Annotated in this window: 15 protein-coding genes; 11 read left to right on the forward strand and 4 right to left on the reverse strand. The window is 69.8% G+C overall.

Translation table 11 applies throughout. From position 1 onward, the window contains the following. The first annotated feature begins 23 nt into the window (after positions 1-23). From ABD05_RS33785 to ABD05_RS33835, 11 genes are read left to right on the forward strand one after another with little or no spacing between them, the layout of a single operon-like run. Positions 24-1,598, forward strand: coding sequence for an acyl-CoA ligase (AMP-forming), exosortase A system-associated (locus tag ABD05_RS33785; protein ID WP_047904453.1), 1,575 nt, complete (start codon positions 24-26; stop codon positions 1,596-1,598). Beyond that, on the forward strand, positions 1,595-2,686 hold the full coding sequence (locus ABD05_RS33790; protein ID WP_047904454.1) for a hypothetical protein: 1,092 nt from the start codon (positions 1,595-1,597) through the stop codon (positions 2,684-2,686). Before ABD05_RS33785 ends, ABD05_RS33790 begins: the two co-directional genes overlap by 4 nt. After that, positions 2,686-4,533 carry an acyl-CoA dehydrogenase family protein gene (locus tag ABD05_RS33795; RefSeq protein ID WP_047904455.1) on the forward strand — a complete coding sequence of 616 codons (1,848 nt, stop codon included), beginning with the start codon at positions 2,686-2,688 and terminating at the stop codon, positions 4,531-4,533. The genes ABD05_RS33790 and ABD05_RS33795 overlap by 1 nt, the downstream gene beginning before the upstream one ends. A 1-nt stretch (position 4,534) precedes the next feature. After that, complete coding sequence (locus ABD05_RS33800; RefSeq protein WP_047904456.1) at positions 4,535-5,764, forward strand: citrate/2-methylcitrate synthase; 1,230 nt, start codon at positions 4,535-4,537, stop codon at positions 5,762-5,764. Between the two features lie 28 nt (positions 5,765-5,792). Beyond that, entirely contained in the window at positions 5,793-6,455 is a 663-nt protein-coding gene (locus ABD05_RS33805) for a class I SAM-dependent methyltransferase (protein WP_047904457.1), read from the forward strand. A gap of 3 nt (positions 6,456-6,458) precedes the next feature. Continuing rightward, complete coding sequence (locus ABD05_RS33810) at positions 6,459-7,532, forward strand: TauD/TfdA family dioxygenase (protein WP_047904458.1); 1,074 nt, start codon at positions 6,459-6,461, stop codon at positions 7,530-7,532. Positions 7,533-7,544: 12 nt separating this feature from the next. Further along, the gene (locus ABD05_RS33815; RefSeq protein WP_047904459.1) at positions 7,545-8,558 is read left to right on the forward strand and encodes an ATP-binding cassette domain-containing protein; all 1,014 of its coding nucleotides are present in this window, start codon (positions 7,545-7,547) and stop codon (positions 8,556-8,558) included. Next, positions 8,551-9,630 carry an ABC transporter permease gene (locus ABD05_RS33820; protein ID WP_047904460.1) on the forward strand — a complete coding sequence of 360 codons (1,080 nt, stop codon included), beginning with the start codon at positions 8,551-8,553 and terminating at the stop codon, positions 9,628-9,630. The genes ABD05_RS33815 and ABD05_RS33820 overlap by 8 nt, the downstream gene beginning before the upstream one ends. Before the next feature lie 37 nt (positions 9,631-9,667). Further along, positions 9,668-10,210 (forward strand): hypothetical protein, encoded by a 543-nt coding sequence (locus tag ABD05_RS33825; protein ID WP_047904461.1) that lies wholly within the window; start codon positions 9,668-9,670, stop codon positions 10,208-10,210. Positions 10,211-10,212: 2 nt separating this feature from the next. Next, positions 10,213-11,622: an FAD-binding oxidoreductase gene (locus ABD05_RS33830; RefSeq protein ID WP_047904462.1), complete on the forward strand. Its 1,410-nt coding sequence runs from the start codon at positions 10,213-10,215 to the stop codon at positions 11,620-11,622. A 32-nt stretch (positions 11,623-11,654) separates the two neighbouring features. Then, the gene (locus ABD05_RS33835; protein WP_047904463.1) at positions 11,655-11,912 is read left to right on the forward strand and encodes a hypothetical protein; all 258 of its coding nucleotides are present in this window, start codon (positions 11,655-11,657) and stop codon (positions 11,910-11,912) included. Positions 11,913-12,030: 118 nt separating this feature from the next. Here the strand turns inward: ABD05_RS33835 and ABD05_RS33840 are convergent, their stop codons facing one another. The 4 genes from ABD05_RS33840 to ABD05_RS33855 all read right to left on the reverse strand — a co-directional run bounded on the left by ABD05_RS33840 (position 12,031) and on the right by ABD05_RS33855 (position 16,494). Continuing rightward, positions 12,031-13,383 carry a TRAP transporter large permease gene (locus ABD05_RS33840; protein WP_047904464.1) on the reverse strand — a complete coding sequence of 451 codons (1,353 nt, stop codon included), beginning with the start codon at positions 13,381-13,383 and terminating at the stop codon, positions 12,031-12,033. A gap of 4 nt (positions 13,384-13,387) precedes the next feature. Beyond that, positions 13,388-13,960 carry a TRAP transporter small permease gene (locus ABD05_RS33845; RefSeq protein ID WP_047904465.1) on the reverse strand — a complete coding sequence of 191 codons (573 nt, stop codon included), beginning with the start codon at positions 13,958-13,960 and terminating at the stop codon, positions 13,388-13,390. Continuing rightward, complete coding sequence (locus ABD05_RS33850) at positions 13,957-14,943, reverse strand: TRAP transporter substrate-binding protein (protein WP_047904466.1); 987 nt, start codon at positions 14,941-14,943, stop codon at positions 13,957-13,959. The genes ABD05_RS33845 and ABD05_RS33850 overlap by 4 nt, the downstream gene beginning before the upstream one ends. 459 nt (positions 14,944-15,402) lie before the next feature. Beyond that, a complete protein-coding gene (locus ABD05_RS33855; protein ID WP_047904467.1) occupies positions 15,403-16,494 on the reverse strand; it encodes a helix-turn-helix transcriptional regulator in 1,092 nt (363 codons plus the stop codon). Positions 16,495-16,498 lie beyond the last annotated feature (4 nt).

Consider the following 16,498-nt stretch of genomic DNA (forward strand, 5'->3'; position numbering starts at 1 on the left):
ACATCCAGAGAGAGGAGCCGATCATGAACGCACTGATCAGCGTCGCCGACCTGCTCGAGCACGGCGCCGCGCGCTGGCCGCAGCGTTTCGCGTATGCCGACGGCGGCGGCGCGATGACTTATGAACAGCTTGCGCGCGCGGTCCGGCGCGCGGCAGTCGCACTCGCGTCGCGCGGCGTGCTGCCCGGCGAGCGCGTCGCCATCTACGCGCCGAAGCGCATCGAAACCGTGGTCGCGATGCTCGCGGCCAACGCACTCGGCGCGATCTTCGTGCCGGTCAATCCGCAGTTGAAGGAAGCGCAGATCGAACACATCGTCGCCGACAGCGGCGCGGCGCTGTTCGTGACCGGCGCGCAACGGCTCAAGCGCCTGCCCGCGCTCGCATCGCTGGTCGGTACCCGCGTGCTGCTGATCGGGGAACTGGCCGATGCGATCGCCGCGCCGGGCGACATGCCGGCGCCTGCCCCCGCCGGCCGGCCGGTCGATGACGATCCTGCCGCACTGCTCTACACGTCCGGCTCGACCGGCAAACCGAAAGGCGTCGTCGTGTCGCACCGCAACCTGGTATCGGGCGCGTTCAGCGTGGCCGCATACCAGGGGCTGGCCGACGACGATGTCGTGCTCGGCGTGCTGCCGCTCAGCTTCGATGCGGGCCTGAGCCAGCTCACGACCGCGCTGGCGTCCGGCGCGTGTTATGCGCCGCTCGATTTCCTGCAGCCCGCCGAGGTGCCGCGCCATTGCGACGCGTTCGGCGTGACGTCGATCACCGGCGTGCCGCCGTTGTGGATGCAGCTTGCGTCCGCCGGCTGGAGCGACACGGCGCGCGCGCGGATCCGCCGCTTCGCGAACACCGGCGGCCACCTCGCGACGCCGCTGCTGCACCGCCTTCAAGCGCTGTTCACGAATGCCGAGCCCTACCTGATGTACGGGCTGACCGAAGCGTTCCGCTCGACGTACCTGGCGCCGGCCGACGCGGCGCTGCGCCCGACGTCGATCGGCAAGGCCGTGCCGAACGCGGAAATCCTCGTGCTGCGCGCGGACGGCAGCGAATGCGCGGCCGACGAGCCCGGCGAACTCGTGCATCGCGGCGCGTTCGTCACGCTCGGCTACTGGAACCGGCCCGAGCTGACCGCGCAGCGCTTTCGCGCGCTGCCGCGCCGGCACGGCGAGATCCCGCGCGGCGACGTCGCCGTGTGGTCAGGCGACATCGTGCGACGCGACGCAGACGGCTACCTGTACTTCGTCGCGCGCGGCGACGACATGATCAAGACATCCGGCTATCGCGTGAGCCCGACCGAGATCGAGGACGTGCTGTTCGCGCTGCCGCACATCCGCGAAGCGGCGGTGTTCAGCGTCCCGCACCCGGCGCTCGGCGAAGCGATCGCCGCATGCGTCGTGTCGACGCTCGACGCCGACGCGTGCCGCGCCGACATCGCGCGCGCGTGCCGCGACGCGCTGCCGACCTACATGAGTCCGCTCGTCGTCGAGCCGCTGCCGGCGTTGCCGCGCAACCCCAACGGCAAGATCGACCGCCCGGCGCTCAAAGCCCAGTATCGCGACGCGTTCGCGAGCACGAACCTCGAGGAGAACGCCGCATGACCCTGTCGACGCTCGATGAAACCTGCCTCGACGCGCGCCGCGTCGCCGCACCCGGCACGCTCGCGCTGTCCGGCGGCGTCGTGGTGCTGCCGCCCGCCGTCGTGTTCAGCGCGATCCAGGCGCAGGAGCGCCATCCCGGCTACCGGCACCTGCTGTTGCCGCAGGCGCGCTTCGCCCGGCCGCGCGGAATGGGCGCGCTGACGCCCGAAGAAGGCACGCGCCTCGCGCCGGGCGGCCGGCCCGCGCTGCGGGTCGCGCCGCCCGGGCGCAGCCTCGCCGATCTCGCCGCCGACGCCGCGCTCGACCTGCGCGACCAGCTCGGCTCCGGGCAGCTCGCGCGCACGACGCACGTGATCGTCGCGAGCTGCGCGCTCAACGAAGGCATCGGCGACTCGGTCGTCGGCCGCATGCAGTACGAGCTCGGCCTGCAGCGCGTGACGCCGTTCGCACTCGGCCAGAACGGCACGCTCGGCTGGTATTCGGCGCTGATGCTGCTCGACGGGCTGCTCGACGAAGGCGACCAGGCGCTCGTGATCCTGAGCGACAAGTGGCTCTACCCGTTCTTCCGCCAGTTCGGCGACCTGGTCGGCTACGGCGACGCGGCCGCCGCACTGCTCGTGTCGCGCGTCGGGCCGGCGCCCGAACTGGACGCGTGGGGCGGCGTGCGGTCCGTCGCGGTCGAATTCGGGCCGTCGATCGCCGATCCGTGGGCCGACGCGCCGGCCGCGCTGCGCGACACGCTCGCGCCAGTCGCCGCGCGCGCGATCCGCCGCGCGCTCGATCAGGCGAACCTGCGCGCGAACCAGATCGACTGGTGCGTGCCGCCCGGCTTCGATCCCGGCTTCGCGGCGCGCGTGGCCGACGCCGCGTCGATCCCGCTCGGCGCGCGGATCCAGCACGACGGGTCGGGCCACCTGTCGTCGGCCGAATCGGCGGCCGCGCTGATCCGGCTCGCCGGCGCGCTCGACGAAGGCGAGCGCCGCACGGTGCTCGTGTGGGATGCGGCGTTGCATGGCGCGGCGGCCGCCGCCGTCGTCGACCTGGCCGGCGGCTTCGACGCCGCGCTCGATATCGAAGGAGACGCATGATGAGCGCCTACAAGGTGAGCCTGCGCGAGCTGCGCTTCTTTCTGTGGGAGCTGTTCGAAGCGGACCGGCACTTTCTCGAGCACGGCCCGTACAGCACGCACGATCGCGCATCGGTCGACGCGCTGCTCGAGCGCGCGCGCGATTTCGCGCTCGACCTCGGGCGCAGCTACCAGCAGGCGGACGTCGAGGGCTGCACGCTGCTCGACGACGGCCAGGTGCGCATTCCGTCGCATTTCCACGCGCTGTGGGCGCGTTTTCGCGACGAATGGTCGAACACGCTGTTCGGCACCGCGCACGGGTTGCCGCCGATCGTCACGCAGATGATCTACGAGATGTTCATGGGCGCGAATCCGTCGTTCATGACGTACGGCGGCTTCACGCGCCCCGCGATCAAGCTGCTGCAGATGCACGGCACGCCGCACCAGAAAGCGCTGATTGCACCGCTCGAGGCGTACCGCTGGGACGCATGCTTCTGCGCGACCGAACCGCAGGCCGGCACCGACCTGACCGCGGTCGCGCTGCGCGCGACGCCGCTCGAACGCGACATCTATGCGATCGCGGGCGAGAAGGTCTACATCTCGGCCGGCATGCACGAGCTGACCGAGAACACGCTGTATTTCGTGCTCGGTCGCATCGATACCGCGTCGCCGGACTCGTTCTCGCTGTCGTGCCTCGTCGTGCCGCGTTTCTGGCCGGACGAGGAAACCGGCGAGCTGCAGCCGAACCATGTCGACTGCGTCGGCCTGCCGCGCAAGATGGGGCTCAAGGGGTGCGCGAACACGCACCTGGTGTTCGGCTCGAACGGCACGACCAAGGGTTGGCTGCTCGGCGGCCGGCGCAACGTCGGCCTGCTGCAGCTGATGCCGCTGATGAACCAGGCGCGGATGAGCACGGGCATGTTCGGCGTCGGCGTCGCGTCGAGCGCGTACCTGCACGCGGTCGACTACGCGGGCCGCCGGCTGCAGGGCCGACCGATCGAGCGCGCGTCGAACACCAACGCCGCACGCGTCGCGATCGTCGAGCACGCGGACGTGCAGCGCATGCTCGTCGACATGAAAAGCCGCGTCGACGGCTGCCGCGGCCTGCTCGGCAAGCTCGCGGCGACCGCGACGCGCGCGGCGATGCTCGAAGCGACGCCCGATGCCGACCCGGCCGAGATCGAGCGCCATCGCAAGCTCCAGCTGCTGCTGACGCCGATCTGCAAGGCGTTCATCTCCGACCAGGCGTGGCGGATCTGCGAAACCGCGATCCAGGTGCATGGCGGGCTCGGTTATACCGACGCGAGCCCCGTCGAGCAGAACGCGCGCGACGTGAAGATCCTGTCGATCTGGGAAGGCACGAACTACATCCAGGCGCAGGACCTCGTGCGCGACAAGCTCGGCTTCGGCCGCCATTCGCGGCTGATCCAGTACTACCGCGACGAGCTCGATACGTTCCTTGCACGCCAGCATCACGCGGGCACGCACGCGGAACTGCGCCCGCTGTTCGATGCGCTGCGCGCGGGCGCCGACCGGATCGCCGCCGCGCTCGACGACATCGCGCGCGACGTGCAGGACGGCCACACGCACCGCAGCAGCCAGTTCTACACGCGTTTTCTGGAGATGTTCGGGATCGTCACGTCGGCGTGGGTGCTGCTCGAATCGGCGACGATCGCCGCGCGCCGGCTCGACGCGCCGGAAACGGCCGACACGCCCGCCGAACTCGCGTTCTATCGCGGCAAGCTGAAAAGCGCGCGCTACTACTTCGCGAACGTGCTGCCCGTCGTCGACCAGCATGCGGCAGTGATCGCCGCGATGGCGCAGGCGGCGATCAGCGTCAGCAGCGAAGAACTCGCGCAGGTGGAATGACATGGACACGACACTCGATTCCGCCGCGGCCGCCACGACAGGCGATGCGCCGCGCAACCTGCTCGGCCGCCCGGCGACCCGCCATCGCGGCACCGACATCGACGGCGCGACGCTCGAACCCGAAGCGCTGCGCGTGCGCGATCTCGACCTGAACGCGCTGATCGGCGCGACGACGTTCGAAGGTGCGCTCGCGCACCTGTGGTTCGACGTCGCGCCGGGCAGCGTCGAGCACGAAGCACACGAGGTGGCGATCCGCGCGAGGCTGGCAGCGTTCGCCGACGCGCTGGCGCCCGGTTCCGCCGCGCAGTTCGTCGCGGCGAATCTCGGCGCGGCAGGCGTCGCGCCGGTGTTCGCGGCCGCGTCCGGCCTGTTGCGTGGTCTCGATGACGTACAGGCGCGCATGCACGGCGGCGAGCCGGACGACGCCGATCTCGACGCGATGCTGCTGTGCGCGGCCGCCACGCCGTTCCTGCTGCACGCGGCGATCGGGGGCCGGCCGTTCGCTGCCGGCGCCGGCGCATCGCTCGACGCAGCCACGACGCAAGCGCAACGCATGCTCGTGCTGACCGGCGCAACGCGCACCGATGCAGCGGCGCAAGCCGCGATGGACATGCTGCTCGTCGCGTGGCACGCCGGCTTCGGCTACATCACGCCGACCGTGCTCGCGCCGCGCGTCGCGATCGGCACCGGTGTCACGCTGACGCAGGCGATCGCGGCCGGTTTCCTCGCGAGCGGGCCGTCGCACGTCGGCGCCGCGCTCGAAGCGATGCACTGGCTCGGCGCGCTCGCGCTGTCGGTGCCGGGCGGCGCCGGCGCGCCGTCCGCCGCGCTCGATGCGGCCGGGCGCGCGGCGATCGATGCGGCGCTCGACGCGAAACACACGCTGTACGGCTTCGGCCATCCGCTGTTCGTCGCCGATCCGCGTCCGCCGCACATGCGTCGCCTGTTCGCGGCGCGCGGCTTCGACGGCGCGTACGTGACGCTGTTCGACGCGTGTTGCGCGCAGGCCGACGCGCGCCGCGCGCTACAGCCGAACATCGATTTCCTGACCGCCGCGACGCTGCTCGAACTCGGCGTCGCCGCGCCGTCGTGGGGCGTCGGCGTCGGGCTCGGCGCACGCATCGCGGCCATGGCCGCGCATGCGGTCGAACGCCGGCGCCGTCCCGCGTTCGGCGTCAACAGCGCGACCGCGCGACGGCTGCTGGCCGCCGTGCCGGTCGGCTGGCTGTGATCCCTCACCCTTCCGCAAAAGGAACGTCATGCTGCTCAAGAACCTGCGCCCGGCGAACGACTACGATCGCTTCGCCACCGAAACGCTCGAACCGTGGGACCTGCTGTTCATCAGCCGCATCCGCCAGCTGGCGCGCGGAATGACGCCCGGCGTGATCGCCGACATCGGCACGGCCACCGGCGTCGTGCCGGTGCGGCTCGCGACCGACCCGGCGATGCGCGACTGGCGCTACGTCGGCATCGACCTCGATCCGGCGATGCTCGACGAAGGCCGCCCGCGCATCCACGAGCTCGGTCTCGACGACACGATCGAGATGCGCGTCGGCGACGCGCTCGCGCTGCCGTTCGACGACGGCACGCTGACGATGGCGGTCGGCCGCGCGACGCTGCACCACCTGCCCGACAAGGCGCTGAGCCTGACCGAGATGTATCGCGTGCTGGAACCGGGCGGCATCGCGCTCGTGCACGACATGCGCCGCGATGCGCCGCAGCACCTGCTCGACCGTTTCACCGAGATGCGCGCCGCCGCCGACTATCCGCCGACCCACGTCGAGGAGAAGATCACGCTCGACGAAGCGCATGCGCTCGTCGCCGAAGCCGGCCTGGCCGACGTCGCGTCGATCTACAGCCCGAGCGCGGGACTCGGTGCGCTCGGCTTCGAAATCCTGCTGAAGAAACCGGCGCTGGCCTGAGCGATGACCGACCTCGCCTTCCTCGCCGCGCACGCCGCCGTGCGGCTCGGCGCCGACGACGTCCACTGCGCGGCGGTCGCGCCCGGCGCGACGCTGCCGCTATGCGTGACGCCGCGCAACGCCGAACTCGCGAACTCGCCGGACCTGTTCGTCGCGTGGTACCGCTCGCGGCTCGACACGATCGACACGCTGCTCGACGCGTGCGGCGCGCTGCTGTGGCGCGGCTTCGCGGTGCCCGACACAGCGGCGTTCGGCCGCCTCGGCGCGCTGTATCCGGCGCACGCGAACGGCTATACGGCGGGCGCCGCACCGCGCAGGCAGATCGACGGCCAGGTCTACGAATCGACCCGCATGCCGCCGCCGTTCAAGATCGGGCTGCATCAGGAGATGGCCTACATGCCCGCGTTCCCGCGCCTCGTCGCGTTCTATTGCCGGCAGCCGGCCGACGCGGGCGGCGAAACGCCGATCTGCGACATGCGGCGCGTGACGGCACGCGTGCCGGCCGCGCTGCGCGAACGGTTCGCCGCGCGCGGCGTGATGTACCTGCGCAATTTCGCGGCGCCCGGCGATCGCGCGGACGGGCTCGCCGCCAACCCGAACCTGCCGTTCGCCGCGTATCACCGGCCGTGGGACGACGCGTTCGGCACCGCCGAGCGCGACGAGGTCGAGCGGCTGTGCGCGGCGCGCGGCGTCGGCTGCCGCTGGCTCGACGACGGCAGCGTGACCGTGTCGCACGTCGGCAGCGCGCTGCGCGCGCATCCGCGCACCGGCGAAACCGTCTGGTTCAACCAGGCGAGCGCGCAGCACCCGAACCCGCGCTCGATGGGCGAGCTCAGCTACCGCTACCTGCAGCGCATGTACGGCACGCGCGCCGCGTTCCCGTACGAGATCCGCTACGGCGACGGTGCGCCGATGCCGTACGACGATCTCGCCGCGATCTACGACGCGCTCGACGACGAGGAGCTGTCGTTCCCGTGGCAGGCCGGCGACGTGCTCGTCGTCGACAACATGCTGGTCGCGCACGGCCGCAACCCGTACCGGGGTGCGCGCGACACGCAGGTCATGCTGTTCGACTGACAGGATGCAACGATGAGCGTCTCCTTCCTCGCCTCCGTGCGCGCGATGTTCGGCCCGCACACCGCGTTCGACCGGCCGCAGCGCTCGGGCACGCCGCCGCTGCCCGATGCGCATGCGCCGGGCGCGGCGCTCGGCGCGCGCGCGATCGACGTCGCGGCCGGCGATTTCCGCTTCTCCGCGCGGCACGTGCGGTTCCGGCTCGGCGCCATCACCGCGATCGTCGGGCCGAACGGCTCCGGCAAGACCACGCTGCTCGAAACGCTGCTCGGCTTCCGGCGCGGCGGCAGCGACGTGCGCGTGCTCGACGTGCCGGCCGAGCGCTTCATGCGCGATACGCGGTCGCTGCGGCGGCTCGGCGCGCAATTGCAGAAGGTCGAGTATCCCGACCACCTGCGCGTGTCGGAGATCGTCGCGCTGCACCGCGCGATGTACGTGCACGCGGATGCGGCGATCACCGGCGTGCTCGGCATCGCCGAACTGCTCGACAAGCCGTGCCGCGCGCTGTCGAAGGGGCAGCGCCAGCGCGTGGACCTCTACGTCGCGCTCGCGCACCGGCCCGAACTGGCCGTGCTCGACGAACCGTTCACCGGCCTCGACCGTCGTTATGCGGGCGTCGTGATCGACCTGCTGCGCCAGCGCCCGCGCGGCGCGAGCGTCGCGATGATCTGCCATTCCGAGGAAGAACTGGCCGTCGTCGACGATCTCGTGTGGGTGCGCGACGGCGGCGTGCGCTACCAGGGCGACAAGGCGACGCTGCAGGCGGAACTCGTCGGCGACGCGCGCGCGGTCCTGCATTGCCGCGACGAAACCGATGCGCGCGCGCTGCGCAAGCGGCTCGCGGCGCTGCCCGGCGTGACCGGCGTGCGCGTGTCGGCGTCGCACGTCGTCGAAGCGTTCGGCGATGCGACGCTGCATCCGAACGTGCACCGGATCGTCGGCGAACAGGGCATCCAGCATCTCGCGCTCGCGCCCAGCACGCCGGGCGACCTGCTGCGCCTCTGCACCGAGGGCCCCGTCCATGACTAAGGTTTTCCTGATCCTCGTGCGCAACGAGCTGCTCGGTTACCTGCGCAGCCGCTCGTCGCTGTTCTGGACGCTCGTGTTCCCGGTGTTCCTGCTGAGCGTGATGCTGTTCGCGTTCGGCGGCTCGGGCTCGCTCGGCACGGCCGACATCGCGTTCGACGTGCCCGGCGGCGCGACGCCGTACAGCCGCGCGTGCGAAGCGCAGATCGTCGCCAGCCTGTCGCACAGCGACACGGTAAAGGCAACCTTCGGCGGCAGCGGCGCGGCGGCCGATCGCGTCACCGTCGTGCTGGGTGCGGACGAACGCACGCCGGCGACGATCCGCTACGACTTCAACGGCTCGCTCGCCGTGAAGGCCGCATCGCGGGTCGTCGAGATCGCGCTCGCGCGCTGCGCCGCGCAACGGCTCGGGCTGCCCGCCGCGCAGGCGCGCTTCGAGAACGCGGCGCCGGCGCGCCGCCCGTTCGACTATGGCGCGTTCTTCGCGACCGGCATCCTGGTGATGGCGTTCATGGCGATCGGCCTCAACTCGACGACAACCGCGATCGCCTCGCTACGCGAACGCAACACGTTCAAGCTGTACGTGTGCTTCCCGGTCTCGCGCGGCGTGTTCCTCGCCGCGCTGATCGTCGCGCGGATGGCGATGATGGCGCTGTCGGCGCTCGTGCTGCTGACGGTCGCGCGCGTCGCGTTCGGCATCGCGCTGCCGATCGCGACGCCGGACGGCCTGCGTGCGTTGCCGATCGTGCTGCTCGGCGCGGCGATGGTGCTGAGCATCGGCGTGCTGCTCGCGAGCCGCACCCGATCGCTGGCGGCCGCCGAACTCGCGTGCAACATCACCTACTACCCGCTGCTGTTCTTCAGCGACCTGACGATTCCGATGCACGACGCGCCGGCATGGTTGAAGGCCGTGCTCGCGTTCCTGCCGACCAACCAGTTCGCCGTCGCGCTGCGCGGCGCGCTGGTCGACGGCGCGCCGTACGCACAACTCGCGCCGCAACTGCTCGGCATGGCCGCGAGCACGGCGCTGTTCCTGTTCGCCGCCGCGCGGCTGTTCCGCTGGCATGACGCATGACGCGTCGCCCGCTGTTTCGACGAAGGAGAAAACCCGGATGAAATCGACCAATCCCATAACCGACTACCTTCTGCACGCCAGCAACTTCCTGCCGGCGATCGTGTTCCTGTTCTACGGCCGGCTCGGGCCCGAACAGCCTGACGTGCGCTGGACGCACGCGTTCCTGATCGGCGGCGTGCTCGCGCTCGTGCACGGCGCATGGCTGATCCGCCGCGCAAACCGCAACAGCATCGCGATCGGCGTCGACCTGTTCCTCGTGATCGGCGCCGTGCTCGCGATCGTGTCGCCGACGGGTAGCCGTCTGTGGGGCGAGGAACTCGGGCCGGCCGCGATGCTCGTCTGCGTGCTGGTGGTCGGCATCGTGCATACCGCGTGGTCGGACGGCGGTTTCGTCGACGGCACGTTCGTCGACCATGCGCGGGCGCGTTCGCTGTCGCTCGTCCTGCTCGCCGTCACGGCCATCGCGCTCGCCGTGTCGATCGCGATGCGGCACAGCCCGCTGTGGGGCGGTGTCGTCCCGCTGGTCGCGCTGGTCGTCGTGCGCGGCCGCCTGCGCAAGCAACTGGTGCGGGCGAACTGACGATGAACGCGCTGCCCGAACACGCCACGCAGCGGCACGCGCTCGCCGCGACGCTCGGCGACGGCTGGCTCGAAGGCGCGTCGTGCGAGCCGTACGCGACGGATGCGGCGCTGTATGGCGGCGTCGCGCTCGGCGTGGCGCGACCGGCATCGACCGCCGACACGAGCGCGCTCGCGCGGGTCGCCGCTGCGCACCGGATCGCGCTCGTCGCGCAGGGCGCGCGCACCGGGCTCGTCGGCGCCGCCGTGCCCGATCGCAGCGGCACGCAATGCGTGGTGTCGTTCGACCGGATGCGCGCCATTCGCGCGTTCGATCCGGCGAACCGCAGCATCACCGTCGAGGCCGGCGCGCGCCTGTCCGACATCAATCGCGTGGCGGCCGAAGCCGGCCTCTGCCTGCCGATCGATCTCGGCAGCGATCCGGCGGCCGGCGGCCTCGTCGGCGCCAACGCGGGCGGCAGCCGTCTCATCAAGTACGGCGACGTGCGCCGCAATGTACTCGGCATCGAAGTGGTGCTCGCCGACGCGGCGGGCACCGTGATCGACACGCTCGCGCCGCTGCGCAAACGCAACGCGGGCTTCGACGTCACGCAGTGCTTCATTGGCGCGAACGGCGCCAACGGGCTCGTGACGGCCGTGTCGTTCGCGCTTGCCGCGCTCGAACGGTCGTCGTGCGCCGCGTTCGTCGCGTTCGCGTCGTACGATGCCGCGCTCGCCGGCCTGCTCGCGTTCGAGCGCGCGTTCGGCGAGCTGCTGTCGGCGTTCGAATTCATGTCGGCCGCCGCGGTCGGCTGCGTCGCCGCCGCGTTTCCCGCGTTGCGCGTTCCGTTCGCGGCAAACGATGCCGCGTGCTACGCGCTCGTCGAGATCGCGACCGGCATGCCCGGGCTCGATGCGCTGCTCGAGGAGCGCGCACTCGCGACGCTCGACGCGCTCGCGAACGAACGCGTGGTGCTCGACGCGGCCTGCGCGCCGGCGGAACGGTTCTGGCGGATCCGCGACGCGCTGCCGGTCGCGGTCGCGCAAGAAGGCATTCCGCTGTCGTTCGACGTATCGTTTCCGCGCGGTGCGCTGGCATCGTTCGTGACCGGCGCCGAGCAGTGGATCGCCGACGCACATCCGTCGCTGCGCTGTCATGCGTTCGGCCATTTCGGCGACGGCGGCTGCCATCTCGTCGTATCGATTCCACACGACAGTGCGCAACGGTACGGGCCACTGCAGCAGGTCGCACTGCGCGGCGCGCTGTACGACCGCGTCGCGCGCGCGGGCGGGTGCTTCAGCGCGGAACATGGCGTCGGGCCCGTGAACGTCGCGTACTACCGCAAGCACGTGCCGGCTTCACATCGGCAAGTCGCCGCCGCTGTCCAGCACGCGATCGACCCGCTGGGTCTGATCGGACGTGTCCGCTATTGACGCGCCGTATCGAGGCGCCACGGAGAATTCGCATGATGTTTCGACGCCCGCCCGGCCCGGTCACCGCTTCCGAACCGGACGCCGATCAACCGTTCTCCGGTATCCCGGCCACGCTGCCCGACTCGGGGGTCATGGTCAACGTGCGCGGCGTCGCGTACGTGATCAGCCTGCCGCCGCGCGACCATGCGCGCCCGGCACTGTGGCGCGATCTTGCGCAATGGCGCGACGGTGGACCGGCCGATGGCACGCCGTGCGATGCGGTCGAGCCGGATGCGTCAATCGACACATAGGCCATGCTCGCCGCGAGCATCACTCCGGTGAAGCAAACGGAACCACACATGCAAAAGCGGCGCCGGACAACCTCGGTCGTCCGGCGCCGCGACGGGCGAACACAGGCGAAGCGCGCGATCAGAACACCGCGTGCCCGCTGATCACGCTCGGCAGCCAGGTCGAAAAGAACGGCAGGTACGTGACGATGTTGATCGCACTGAAGATCGCGAGGTAATACGGCCACGCCATCTTCGTGGTCTCGCCGATCGACACGTTACCGATCGCGCATCCGACGAACTGCACCGACCCGATCGGCGGGTGCACGAGGCCGAGCGAGCAGTTCAGCAGCAGCATGATCCCGAACTGCACCGGCCCGACGCCGCACGCCATCGCGATCGGCAGGAACAGCGGCGTCGTGATCAGGATGTGCGCGGCCATGTCGACGAACGTGCCGAGGAATACCTGGATGATGTTGATGTACAGCAGCATCAGCCAAGGCGCGGCAGTCGACTGCTTCAGCAGCCCTTCGATCGCATCCGGAATCTCCAGGTACGACATCTGGAAGCGCAGCATGTTGGACACCGCGATCAGCAGCAGCACGACGCCCGTCGTACGCGCCGCATGCGACAGCGCGCGGCGCAGCTTCGCGACCGTCAGCGTCCGGTAGACGATCGCGGTCAGCACGAGCGAGTACACGACGGCGATCGCGGCCGCTTCGGTCGCGGTCGCAATCCCCTTGGCGACGCACACGAGGATGATCGCGATCACCATCAGGCCCGGCACCGCGCCGACGAAGCTGCGCAGCACCGCATACCAGCCGGGAAACGCGGGCAGCGCGGACGAGCCGTCCGCACGGCGCGGATAACCGTGACGCACGGCCTGCCAGTACGCGGCGGCGAGCACGAAGCCCATCACCCACAACACGGGCAGCAGCCCCGAGAACAGCAGGTCGCCGATCGACACGCCGCTCACCGGCTGGCCGTGCAGCATCCCGGTGATCCCCTGCGCGGCGAACGCGTAGATGATCATGTTGGTCGACGTCGGCATCAGCGCGCCGGCGAGCGACGCATGCGTCGTCACGTTGACCGCGTACGCGGCGCTGTAGCCTTCGCGCTTCATCAGCGGGATCACCACGCCGCCCATTGCCGACGTATCGGCAGTCGGCGAGCCCGACACGCCGCCGAACAGCGTGCACGCGACGACGTTCGCCATCCCGAGGCCGCCGCGGAAGTGGCCGACGGTCGCCTGCGCGAAGCGCAGGATCCGGTCCGCGATGCCGCCGTGCAGCATCAGCTCGCCGGAGAAGATGAAGAACGGCACCGCGAGGAACGAGAACGCATTCATCCCCGAGATCATCGCCTGCATCGCGGTCGCGATCGGCAAGCCTTCGACCATATAGGTCAGCACGCAGGCAATCCCGAGCGCGAACGACACGGGCACGCCGAGCACGAGGAAAATCAGAAAACTGACGGACAGGATCGCGAGTTCCATGGCGTTATTGTCCCGACGAAGAACGACGAAGCGCGAGCAGGTGCTCGAGCGAGAAGAGGATGATTGCGATCGCCGCGGGCATCGCGATCAGGTAGCGCACGCCTTCGGGCAGCCCGATGATCGGAATGCGGTCGCCCATCGTCTCGGCGGCCATGCTGCCGCAGCCGGCCATGATCATGATCGCGAACGCGATCAGGCTCAGGTGCTGGATCGCGATCACCACGTTGCGCGCGTTCGGGGGCAGCCGGCGCACGAGCGAGTCGAGCCCGATATGGCCGCCGTCGCGCACCTTCATCGCCGCACCGAACATCGCGATCACGATCACCAGCAGCAACGCGATCGGCTCGACGAAATCCGGCGCGTTCTCGAACACGTAGCGCATCACGACCGCGTAGAACACCAGCACCGTGAGCACCGCGAGGCACGCCGACGCGATCACGGCCAGCACGCGGAACAGCACGTCGTTCACGCAGCGCAGGAACGGCGCGGCGTGCGGCCGCGCCGGCGCCGCGCCGTCCGGGGCGGCGGCCGACGCACCCGCGGCCGCCGCGCTGTTCAGGGAAGTGCGACGCGTCACTTGGTCGCCTCGATCTCGTCGACGATCTGTTTCATCTGCGGCGTCTTCTCATACTTCGTCCACAGCGGCTGCATCGCCTTCACGAACGCCGCGCGGTCGATCTGCGCGGCCGGCAGGACCTTCGCGCCGCCCTTCGTCACCGCCTGCTGCGCGGACGCCTCGCGCGCGGTCCACAGCTTCTGGTAGTACGGCACCGAATCGGCCGCCGCCTTCCTGATCGCCGCCTGCTCCTGCGGCGACAGCGTGTCCCAGATCTTCTTCGAGAACACCAGTACTTCCGGCGTCATCGCATGCTGCGTCTCCGAGTAATCGGGCGCTACTTCGTAGTGCTTCGTTTCCTCGTACGACGGCAGGTTGTTTTCCGCCGCGTCGACGAGGCCCGTCTTCAGGCCCGTGTACACCTCGGCGAACGGCATCGGCGTCGGCGTGCCGCCCATCGCCCTGATCTCGTCGACCATCAGGTCGGACGGTTGCACGCGCACCTTCAGCCCCTTCATGTCGGCCGGCGTGCGCACCGGGCGCTTCGCGTAGATCGAGCGCGCGCCGCTCTCGTAGAACGTCAGCGCGATCATCCCCTTCGCCGTAAACGCATCGAGGATCTTCTGGCCGGCCGGCCCGTACATCGCCTTGCGGAAATGATCGACATCGCGGAACAGGAACGGGAACGACGGGATCAGCGATTCCGGCACGATCTCGTTGAACGACGCGCCGTTCACGCGCGCCATGTCGATCGCGCCGATCCGGACCTGGTCGACCGTGTCCTTCTCGGAGCCGAGCGCGCTGTTGCCGAACACCTTGATCGAATCCTTGCCGCCCGTCTGCTTCGACAGCTCGTCGCCCATGAACTTCACCGCCATGTTGGTCGGGAAGTTATCGCCGTGCACGTCCGCCGAGCGGAACACGCGCGCCTGCGCGGACATCGCGAAGCCAGCCAGCAGCGCAACGGCGAGCGCGGTACGGGAAGCGGTGAATCGGTGCTTCATGGTGAGTCTCCTTGATGGTCGATCGTTGTTGTGCGGCGATCCGTCGGCATGCGCGTTCGTCGGCGATGCGCTCCCCTGAACCGCAGAGTCATACGTCGTATGACGTGTTGACGCGAATGTACGTCGGTTAATCGTTTAACTCACTTGGTGCATACCCCTATAACCGCTGTCACCATGGGTTACAGGTGCAATTCGTGGAATCGCATTCTCTGTTTTGGTGATTTTCTGCGAAACGTTTTCCGGAAACGGATCTGCATTTGAACCGGGCGCCCGTGCGGCTGTTTCCCCCGACACCGAGAAGCAACCTTTCGCTTCGCTTGTCATCGTTATAGGATGACTGACCACGAGACGTAGACACCCGCGCACAGCCACCAGCACACGCCGGCACACGCATCGTGTGCGGCGGAACCGCGAAGATTCGGGAAGCATTCCGTGCGAGCGCGGGCGCTCGCCGCACCGTCACGTCTGCATGACCAGCGACGTCAGTTGCGCCGCGCGCGCCACATCCGTCTTCGCGTAGATCGACTTGATCTGCGCGCGGACCGTGCCGATCGACACGCCGCGCAGCGCCGCGCATTCCTGCGGCGACAGCCCGTCGCAGCACAGCAGCACGGCGAGATCGGCTTCGGCCGACGACAGCCCGTAGAACACCCGCAGCCGCTGCGCGCGCGCCGACGGCGAACGCAGGTCGGCGGCGGTCATCAGCGCCGCGACGCCGGGCCGTTCACGCAGCAGGCGCGACTGTTCGGGGATCGGCATCAGCGCGAGCGACAACGGCTCGCCCGTCGCGCGCCGCAGCAGCAACCCGCCACGTGCGAACGCGTGCCGCCATTGCGCATCGTCGATGCAGCCTTCCGGCGCGAAGCGCCCGTTCACGATCCGCATCGCCGGTTCCGCCGCGATCAGTTGATCGGCGGCGCGATTCGTGTAACGCAATTCGCGTTGCTTGCCGAGCAGGAACACCGGCACCGGAATCGCGTCGAGCGCCGATTCCGCGGCGGCCACGCGCGCCTCGAGTTCCCCGATGCGCGCCTGGATCCGCAGCGCACGGGCGATATGCGTGCCCATGATCTCGATCGTGCGGCGCTGATCGTCGGAAAGACCTTGCGATTCGGGGCCGCTCTGGACGCTGAGGAATGCGCCGGCCCCCGCTTCGCGATGGATATACAGGCCCGAGATGCTGCCGAGCCCGTAGGGACGCAGGAACTCCTGATAGAACACGCTGTGCGCACGCTGTTGCGGGGACAGGTGCTTGACGTCCTCGAACCAGCGGCCCGCCGGCCAGTTGCCGGCGATCGGCACGACCGGATCGTACCGGTAGAACTCGGTGTTGTAGGTGTGGTAACACGCGGCGACCCATGACGGGTCGTCGCCGGCCGCCCGCTCGATCGCCGGCACCCTCGCCGCATCGTCGAACGACAGCAGCGTGGTCATGCGCACGCCGACCGTCGATCGCAGCCCGTCCAGCGCCGCTTCCCATCGTTGATCGCCCAGCGCCGCAGCGTAGATGTCATCGATCCATGCCGATGGAATCAATCCGTTCCGTTGCATCTGG

The sequence above is a fragment of the Burkholderia pyrrocinia genome (assembly GCF_001028665.1).
GTDB lineage: Bacteria > Pseudomonadota > Gammaproteobacteria > Burkholderiales > Burkholderiaceae > Burkholderia > Burkholderia pyrrocinia.